Source organism: Streptomyces sp. CC53, from assembly GCF_001865245.1.
In the GTDB taxonomy this organism is placed as follows: domain Bacteria; phylum Actinomycetota; class Actinomycetes; order Streptomycetales; family Streptomycetaceae; genus Streptomyces.
Genome location: NZ_MKXB01000123.1, coordinates 38,915 through 47,486, shown reverse-complemented (window position 1 = coordinate 47,486; position 8,572 = coordinate 38,915). Strand labels below are relative to the sequence as shown.

10 protein-coding genes are annotated in these 8,572 nt (G+C 74.7%); 5 read left to right on the top strand and 5 right to left on the bottom strand.

Annotation, left to right across the window (positions count from 1 at the left end; all coding sequences use genetic code 11):
- Positions 1 to 137: 137 nt before the first annotated feature.
- Complete coding sequence (locus BJP40_RS34180) at positions 138 to 314, top strand: hypothetical protein (protein ID WP_177204359.1); 177 nt, start codon at positions 138 to 140, stop codon at positions 312 to 314.
- A 93-nt stretch (positions 315 to 407) separates the two neighbouring features.
- Here BJP40_RS34180 and BJP40_RS11810 read toward each other — a convergent pair whose 3' ends face one another.
- From BJP40_RS11810 to tdh, 3 genes are all read right to left on the bottom strand, one after another.
- A complete protein-coding gene (locus BJP40_RS11810; protein ID WP_071280331.1) occupies positions 408 to 1,331 on the bottom strand; it encodes a LysR family transcriptional regulator in 924 nt (307 codons plus the stop codon).
- Positions 1,332 to 1,582: 251 nt separating this feature from the next.
- Positions 1,583 to 2,773: a glycine C-acetyltransferase gene (locus BJP40_RS11805; protein ID WP_071280330.1), complete on the bottom strand. Its 1,191-nt coding sequence runs from the start codon at positions 2,771 to 2,773 to the stop codon at positions 1,583 to 1,585.
- Between the two features lie 61 nt (positions 2,774 to 2,834).
- A complete protein-coding gene (gene tdh / locus BJP40_RS11800) occupies positions 2,835 to 3,863 on the bottom strand; it encodes an L-threonine 3-dehydrogenase (protein ID WP_071280329.1) in 1,029 nt (342 codons plus the stop codon).
- Between the two features lie 620 nt (positions 3,864 to 4,483).
- On the opposite strand from tdh, the gene BJP40_RS11795 reads away from it, so the two are divergent.
- From BJP40_RS11795 to BJP40_RS11785, 3 genes are all read left to right on the top strand, one after another.
- Positions 4,484 to 4,846, top strand: a complete 363-nt coding sequence (locus tag BJP40_RS11795; protein ID WP_071280328.1) for a DUF1304 domain-containing protein — start codon at positions 4,484 to 4,486, stop codon at positions 4,844 to 4,846.
- Positions 4,846 to 5,409: a TetR/AcrR family transcriptional regulator gene (locus tag BJP40_RS11790; protein WP_071280327.1), complete on the top strand. Its 564-nt coding sequence runs from the start codon at positions 4,846 to 4,848 to the stop codon at positions 5,407 to 5,409. Before BJP40_RS11795 ends, BJP40_RS11790 begins: the two co-directional genes overlap by 1 nt.
- Positions 5,410 to 5,744: 335 nt before the next feature.
- Entirely contained in the window at positions 5,745 to 6,158 is a 414-nt protein-coding gene (locus tag BJP40_RS11785) for a hypothetical protein (RefSeq protein ID WP_071280326.1), read from the top strand.
- Between the two features lie 50 nt (positions 6,159 to 6,208).
- On the opposite strand, the gene BJP40_RS11780 is transcribed toward BJP40_RS11785, so the two are convergent.
- Positions 6,209 to 7,027, bottom strand: coding sequence for a helix-turn-helix domain-containing protein (locus BJP40_RS11780; RefSeq protein WP_071280325.1), 819 nt, complete (start codon positions 7,025 to 7,027; stop codon positions 6,209 to 6,211).
- A 108-nt stretch (positions 7,028 to 7,135) separates the two neighbouring features.
- On the opposite strand from BJP40_RS11780, the gene BJP40_RS11775 reads away from it, so the two are divergent.
- Positions 7,136 to 7,441 (top strand): 4a-hydroxytetrahydrobiopterin dehydratase, encoded by a 306-nt coding sequence (locus BJP40_RS11775; protein WP_071280324.1) that lies wholly within the window; start codon positions 7,136 to 7,138, stop codon positions 7,439 to 7,441.
- A gap of 179 nt (positions 7,442 to 7,620) precedes the next feature.
- On the opposite strand, the gene BJP40_RS11770 is transcribed toward BJP40_RS11775, so the two are convergent.
- The gene (locus tag BJP40_RS11770) at positions 7,621 to 8,517 is read right to left on the bottom strand and encodes an NmrA family transcriptional regulator (RefSeq protein WP_071280323.1); all 897 of its coding nucleotides are present in this window, start codon (positions 8,515 to 8,517) and stop codon (positions 7,621 to 7,623) included.
- Between the last annotated feature and the right edge of the window lie 55 nt (positions 8,518 to 8,572).

Genomic DNA, 8,572 nt, shown 5'->3' with positions numbered 1-8,572 from the left:
ACCCCGCCCCGCGACGTGCCCCGCGGCCCCCGGCCGCCCGCACCCGACGCTCCGCACCGTGCGCTGCGTGGTGATCCGCTGCTGACCGGCAGCCCGGCACCCGCAGTCCCCACCAGCGCACCGTCCGAGGAGCCCCCATGCCCATCGACCCGTTCGCCGCCCTGGCCGCCCTGGTACGGGCGGAAGCCACCCGGGGCAGCGCCCCCGACGCGCCGCGGCAGCACCGCGGCGACGAGCCGGCAGCGGCCGCGCCCGTGCCGCCGGCCCCGCCCGCCCACGAGGGCCCCACCGGCCCCAGCCGCAGCGACTCGTGACCCGCCACCCGACCCGCCTGCCGGGCGGCCACGCAGCACACCCTCCGTCGGCTGCGGGCCGGCCCGGCGGGCGCGTGTCCCGCCGCACACCGCTCAGGCGGTGTCCGGCTGCGAGAGACCCGCGGCCGACTCCGCCAGCGCGTCCAGCACCGGCCGGATCAGCGGATGGCCCTCGCCGCCCCGCCGGACCGCCGCGAACACCCGCCGGAACGCGGCCGGTCCCGCCACCGGGCGGACCACGACGTCCTTGAGCCCGATGCCGCGCAGCGCCGAGCGCGGCACGAGCGCCACCCCGGCGCCCGCGCCCGCCAGCGCGGCCACGGCCCGGAAGTCGTCCGACACGTGCACCAGCCGGGGTGCGAAGCCCGCCAGTTCGCAGGCGAGCAGCACCATGTCCTGGCACGGATTGCCGGCGGACTGGCCGATCCAGTCGCTGTCCGCGAGCGACGCCAGCGCCACCTCCGGTGCCTGCGCCAGCGGATGCCCCGCGTGCAGCACCGCGTCGAAGGGCTCCGCGTACAACGGCACGCGCGCGAGCCGCGGATCGTCCTCGCGGGGCGCACCCCGGTACTCCACGGCGACGGCCAGGTCCGCCTCCCTGTCCAGCACCATCGGCAGGGAGGCGTCGCCCTCCGCGTCGCGCACCCGCGGGCGGATGCCGGGGTGGCGCCGTGCGAGCCGGGCGACGGCCGGGGCCAGCACCTCCGCGATACCGGTCGCGAACGCCGCGATCCGCACCTCGCCCGCAGTGCCGTCGGCGTACGCGGCGAGCTCCGCCTCGGCCCGTTCCAGCTGGGCGAGCACCTCGTTGGCGTGCCCCAGCAGGATCTCCCCGGCCGGGGTGAGCCGGACGCCCCTGCCGCTGCGCGTCAGCAGCGTGTGCCCGGTCTCCTGCTCCAGGGCGGCGAGCTGCTGGGAGACGGCGGACGGGGTCAGATACAGCGCTGCGGCGGCGGCGGTCACCGTACGGTGGTCCGCCGCCGCCCGCAGGATGCGCAGTCGGCGGGGGTCGATCACCCTGCCATTGTCACCCGGCCGCGCGGGCCACCGGGCCGCCCGCGGACACCGACCGGCCGAACCGGAAGCCGGTGCGCGGGCCGACGGCGGGCCGTGCGCGGACCACCCCGGTCCGCAGCCGGGGCCGGGTCAGGTATGCGACGGCACCGGGCCGGCGTGGGGCCCGGTCGGTCCGACCCCGGGCCGGTACGAGGCCGGGCGGACGCGGGACCGCGCCCGCGGGGGCCCGGCCGGGCCCAGGGCCCGGCTCATCAGGCCATCGCGGCACGCGCGTCCACGAACGCCCGCACGGCCCGCTCGACGTCCTGCGCGGAGTGCGCCGCGGACAGCTGCACCCGGATGCGGGCCTGTCCCATCGGCACGACCGGGTACGAGAACCCGATCACGTACACGCCGCGCTCCAGCAGCAGCTCCGCCATCCGGGCCGCCTCCGCCGCGTCCCCGATCATCACCGGGGCGATCGGGTGCTCCCCGGGAAGGATCTCGAAACCCTCCTCGGCCATCCGCGTGCGGAACAGCTTCGTGTTCGCGTCCAGCTTCTCCCGCAGGTCGCCCGCCGACTCCAGAAGGTCGAGGACCTTCAGCGACGCGGCGGCGATCACCGGCGCGAGGGAGTTCGAGAACAGGTACGGGCGCGACCGCTGCCGCAGCAGCTCCACGATCTCCGCCCGAGCGGCCACATAGCCGCCGGACGCGCCGCCCAGCGCCTTGCCCAGCGTGCCGGTGATGATGTCCACCCGGTCCATCACCCCGTGCAGCTCCGGCGTGCCGCGGCCGCCCGCCCCGACGAAGCCGACCGCGTGCGAGTCGTCGACCATCACCATCGCCCCGTACCGGTCGGCGAGGTCGCAGATCTCCCGGAGCGGCGCCACGTACCCGTCCATCGAGAACACGCCGTCGGTGACGATCAGCTTGCGCCGCGCCCCCGCCGCCTCCACCAGCCGGGCCTCCAGCTCACCCAGGTCGCGGTTCGCGTAGCGGTAGCGGGCCGCCTTCGACAGGCGGATGCCGTCGATGATCGACGCGTGGTTCAGGGCGTCGGAGATCACCGCGTCCTCCGGACCGAGCAGCGTCTCGAAGACACCGCCGTTCGCGTCGAAGCAGGAGGAGTACAGGATCGTGTCCTCCTGGCCGAGGAACGCCGACAGGCGCTGCTCCAGCTCCTTGTGGACGTCCTGGGTGCCGCAGATGAACCGCACCGACGCCATGCCGTAGCCCCACCGGTCCAGGGCTTCCTTGGCCGCGGCCACCACCTCGGGGTGGTCGGCGAGCCCCAGGTAGTTGTTGGCGCAGAAGTTCAGCACCTCCCCGGGGGCACCGCCCGCGGTGACGGCGACGGATGCGGACTGCGGGGTGCCGATGACCCGCTCGGGCTTGTAGAGGCCCGCGTCGCGGATCTCGTCGAGGGCGGCGCGGAGTTCGTCACGGACGGACGCGAACATGGAAGCTGCTCCTAGCAGGACGGGCGGGGTGGGCCGGTGCGGGAAGGTCGGGGTGGGGCGGTCAGACGGTCCAGTCGAGGATGATCTTGCCGCTGCGGGCGGTCGCCGCCTCGTCGAACGCGGCGTCGAAGTCCTTGTACGCGTACTTCCCGGTGACCACGGGGCTGAGGTCGAGTCCGCCCTCCAGCAGCACCGTCATCGCGTACCACGTCTCGAACATCTCCCGGCCGTAGATGCCCTTGATCGTGATCATCGACGTCACGATCTTGGCCCAGTCCACGGGGAACTCGTCGGCCGGCAGCCCGAGCATGGCGATCCGGCCGCCGTGGGTCATGTTCGCCACCATGTCCCGCATCGCCTCGGGGCGGCCCGACATCTCCAGGCCGATGTCGAAGCCCTCGCGCAGCCCGAGCTGCCGCTGCGCGTCCCCGATGCTGCCGCGGGCGACGTTCACGGCCAGCGTGGCACCGACCTTGCGCGCCAGTTCGAGGCGCGGCTCGCTCACATCGGTGATCACCACGTTCCGGGCGCCCGCGTGCTTCGCGACGGCCGCCGCCATGATGCCGATCGGGCCGGCGCCGGTGATCAGCACGTCCTCGCCGACGAGCGGGAACGACAGAGCCGTGTGCACGGCGTTCCCGAACGGGTCGAAGATCGCCGCGATGTCGAGGTCCACCTGCGTGCGGTGCACCCACACGTTCGACGCGGGCAGCACCACGTACTCCGCGAACGCCCCGTCCCGCCCGACACCCAGACCGACCGTGGCACGGCACAGGTGGCGCCGCCCGGCCAGGCAGTTGCGGCACTTGCCGCACACCAGGTGCCCTTCGCCGCTCACCAGGTCGCCGACCGCCACGTCCTGCACGTCGGCGCCGACCGCCGCGACCTCACCGACGAACTCGTGGCCCAGCACCAGCGGCGTCGACACCGTCTGCTGCGCCCAGCCGTCCCAGGAGCGGATGTGCAGGTCGGTGCCGCAGATGCCGGTACGCAGCACCTTGATCAGCACGTCGCCCGCGCCGTACTCGGGCTCCGGGACGTCCATGAGCCACAGGCCGGGCTCGGCGTTCTGCTTGACAAGGGCCTTCATCGAGGCGACTCCATGCGGGAGACAGGGGAAGGGGGAGTGGTGAACGCGACCAATCTGCCGAGTGCGACGCCCGGAGTCCATCGAGGTTTTCTTAACCGGTACAACAGCCCTGCTTCACACGCCCCGCCGCCACGCCCCCGCGCCCCACCGAACGGGTCACCGCAACCACCGCGTGCGCGGCCCCCCACCGCCCGGCACCGACCCGCTCCCACCCGGGCGGCGGCCGACCTGGGCGCCCCCGCCGCCTCTCCGCCCACGCCCCTCACCTCCGCAGTCCCCGGTGCCGGCGCCTCCCACCCGCCGACCCGTGGCCGGTGTGCCGCCCCCGGCGCGGAGAGGCCCTGTCCACGTGCCGGGTCGGCGCCGCCGAGCGCCGCGGGCGGTACTTCCGGGGCGCATGCCCGGCCGTGTCACCCGCAGCCGGCGAAGCGGGCCGCCGTGGTCCTCGTCGTCACCGATGAAGACGGGGAAGGAACCGGCGGCCGACGCGACGCCTTCGACCTTGAGGTGGCCGACCCGCGGACTGCACGCACGCCCCGCCCGTACGCGTGCGAGCATTCTGGACGACTGTCCATGTATTCTGGACATCTGTCCAAGTAGCCCGAGGAGTGGGAACAGCAATGGAGACGACTGCGAAGGTGCTGGTCGGCCTGGTGGCCGCCCTGCACGCGTACATCCTGGTTCTGGAGATGTTCCTGTGGGAGAAGAGGCCGGGCCGCGAGCTCTCCGGATTCGATGCGGCCACGGCTCGTGCCACAGCGCCTCTGGCGGCCAACCAGGGCCTCTACAACGGATTCCTGGCCGCGGGACTGGTCTGGGGACTGATTGCCGAGGACCCGACGGGCTTCCGGGTCCAGGTCTTCTTCCTCGCCTGCGTGGTGGTCGCCGGTCTGTACGGCGGCCTCACTGCGAACCGGCGCATCCTGACCGCGCAGGCACTGCCCGGGGCAGTGACGCTCGTCGCCGTCCTGCTGGCCCGGTGATGTCCCAGCAGCAGGACCCCCGTACCGCACGGACACGGGCCAAGCTGCGCCGGGCGTTGCTGGAGGAGTGCACCAGCCGTCCGCTGGCGGAGGCCAGCGTCACCTCACTGGTGCGCCGGGCCGGGGTCGGCCGTGCCACGTTCTACCTCCACTACACGGACCTGGAGGCACTGGCCGTCGATGCCTGTGCCGATGTGGTCCGCGACGCCGTGGACTCCCTGCATGCCTGGCGCGGGACACCTGATCCCGCCGTCCCGCCTCCGGCGCTGTTCTCCTTCTTCGAAAGCCTCGCCCCGCACGCCGGCCTCTACCGGGAACTGCTGAGGCCGGGCGGCGGCGGCCCACTCGGCCAGGTACTCCACCAGGACCTGCGCGCACGCAGTCGTACCGAACGCACCCTGGCCGGCGCACCGGAGCCCGATCTGGTGGCCACGGCCGTGGCCGCGACCTTCACCGGAGTCCTCGCCGACTGGCTGCACGGGCTCATCGACGCCACCCCCGCCGCGATCACGCACCGCGTCTGGCGTCTCCTCGTCACGCTGCACCGCACCCCTCTGCCCTGACGAGCCGCGGCGTCAACGCCCGGCCGCCGCCCTGCTCGTGCCCCGACATCCCTGCGCAGCGCCCCCACCGGCCGGGGAGCCCGACAGGGAGCCACGCACCGCGACACCGAGGGGACTCAGGCGGACGCCGGCGTACCGAGTGGCGCCCCGGGGCCCCGGAACCAGGGTCCTCCAGTGAGGTCCCGCAGAGGACCCCCTTACCTCCGCGGTAATCGACCCGCCCCCCGGCCGACCGGCAAGGTTTCCCTGCCGGCCGCCGGACGGCCCACGACCCGGGGGCGCCCCGGCGGCCGGCTCCACCCCACCCGTACGACCTCGCAGGAGGCCGATCCGCCATGTCCCACGCCCTGCTCGCCGGACTCGCCCGCACCACCGAGCCGCGAACCATGCTGCGCCGCTTCCTGGCCCTCGACGCCGCCGTCACGGGGGCGAACGGGCTCGCCTACGCGGTGGCGTCCGCCCCGCTGAGCAGGCTGCTCGGCGTCGACGCCACGCTGCTGTCGGCCCTCGGCGTCCTCCTCGTGCTGTACAGCACGGCGGTCGGCCTCGTCGCGGCGCGGCCCTCCGCCACGGCCGTGAGGCTGATCGTCGACGCCAACGCCCTCTGGGCCGCCCTCAGCGTCGTCGCTCTCGCGGCCTGGCTGGAGCCCACCACCGCGGGCACCCTCTGGGTCCCGGCGCAGGCCGTGACGGTCGCCGCCTTCGCCGCGCTCCAGTGGTCCGCCCTCCGCGCGGGCGGCTCCCTCTAGCGCGGCCGCGCCAGAGGGAGCCGCACCGTCGCGGAGCCGCAGCGGTGACGTCACCGCTCAGACCCTGCAGCGGACCGCAGGTACGCCGCCGTCTCCCGGTCCGCCGGCAGCAGCGTCTCGATGGCCAGCTCGGCGACCGTGATGTCCAGCGGGGTGTTGAACGTCGAGATCGACGACACGAACGACAGGACCAGCCCGGCGTGCTCGATCCGCAGCGGCAGCGCGAAGTACGGATGCGGTGCCGCCGGCTCCCCCTCGGTGCCGAACGGCTCCGGGGCGGGCACCGGGTACGCCGCGACCTCCTCGTACACCGCGCGCAGCGGCTCCGAACGCACCAGCGCCAGCTGCCGCTCCATCTGCGCCAGCAGGTGGCCCCGCCACTCCCGCAGGTTCCGGATCCGCGGAGCCAGCCCCTCCGGGTGCAGGGTGACGCGCATCGCGTTCAGCGGCGGCGTCAGCAGGTGCTCGGGCAGGCCCTCCAGCAGCAGCGTGACGCCGCGGTTCGCCCCCAGCACCGTGTACGCGCCGTCGACCACGAGCGCCGGGTACGGCTCGTAGCCGGTGAGCAGCCGCTCCATCCCCTCCCGCAGCGGCTCCAGCTCCGGCGCGTCCAGCGGCGACTCGGCGTACCGGGGCGCGTAACCGGCCGCCAGCAGCAGCGCGTTGCGTTCCCGCACCGGGACGTCGAGGTGCTCGGCCAGGCGCAGCACCATCTCCTCGCTGGGCCGGGACCGCCCCGTCTCCACGAACGAGATGTGCCGGGCCGACGAGCCGGCCCTCAGCGCCAGCTCCAGCTGGCTGAGCCGCCGCCGCTCCCGCCACTGCCGCAGCAGCGCGCCTACTCCCGTGCCCGTCACGACCGTTGTCATACGGCAGACGGTATACGGGCGGCGGTCGGCGGGGCCGCCGTGTTGACCGGCGGCGCCCGCCCGGGAACCGTAAGGTCGGTCGGGACCTCACGGAAGGGAACACGCCCCATGCCCACGGAGCCGCTGTCGCAGAAGGAGATCGAGGACCGGCTGCGCGAACTGCCCGGCTGGTCGCTCACCGGCGACCGCATCACCCGTACGTACCGCCTCTCCACCCACTTCGCGGCCACCGCGATGGTGGTCCACGTCGCCCGCATCCAGGACGAGCTGAACCACCACTCCGACCTCACCCTCGGCTACAACACGGTCGCCCTCGCGGTGAACACGCATGACGCCGGCGGCGCGGTCACCGAACGCGACTTCGAGCTCGCGTCCCGCGTGGACGCCATCGCCCCCGTCCACGGCGCCGCCTGACACCCCGCGACCCGTACCCGCCCCGGCACTCCGGACCCCGCCCCGGCATGGTTTCGCGGTCCTGCAAGAGCGCCGCCGGCCCTCCGGGCCCGACAGGCCCGGAGGCAACCGCGCCGGGCGCCCGGGGCCCCCGGCCCCCGTGCGCCCGGCCACCACGGGTCACCGGCTCACGACCCCTCTCACACCCCGGAGGCGAACGCGCCCTTCACCCCCTCCGCGAAGTCCCGCGGCTCACGCCCCAGCACCCGCCGCACCCCGTCCGCCACCGACGCGTTCCGCCCGTCCAGCAGCCCCGAGAACAGGCCCGCCAGCCAGTCGGCCTCCTCCGCCGCCAGCCCGTACGCCCGCATCCCCTCCGCGTACTGCTCCGGCGACACCGGCACGTACGCCACCTCGCGGCCCGCAGCCGCCGACAACTCCGCCGCCGCCTGCGCGAACGTCAGCAGGCGCGGACCCGTCACCTCGTGCACCCGTCCCGCGTGCGCGTCCTCCAGCAGCGCCGCCACCGCCACCTCCGCCACATCGCCGGCGTCGACGAACGGCTCGGGCGTGCCACCCGCCGGGAACTCGATCCGCCCGGCCGCCACCCCCTCCGCCATCAGTCCCTCCGTGAAGTTCTGCGTGAAGAACGCAGCCCGCACCACGGCGAGTTCCCCGCCCGGCGCGAGCGCCTCGCGCAGCGCCTGCTCCGTCCGCACCGCCTCCGGCTCCGCGCGCCCGGACAGCAGGACCAGCCGCCGCACGCCCTCCCGCGCCGCCACCCGTCCGAACTCCCGCAGCGCCTCCACCGCGCCCGGCGCCGCCAGGTCCGGGTAGTACGCCACGTACGCCGCGTCGGCGCCCCCCAGCGCCGGACCCCAGGTCGCCGGGTCCTCCCAGTCGAAGCGCGGCGCACCGCTCCGGGAGCCCCTGCGCACCTCCACGCCCCGCGCGTCCAGCAGATCCGCCACCCGGCGGCCCGTCTTCCCGGTCGCCGCCGTCACCAGCACCGTCCGCGGCGCCCCCGCGCCCCCGGCCGTGCCCGCCGCCGTGCCGCTCGTGCCGTTGCCCGTGTCCCTGCTCGTGTTCTCGTTCATGGGTACGAGCTTCGCCGTCCCCGGCTGGACGATCCATGCGCCAGAGGCTCGGTTG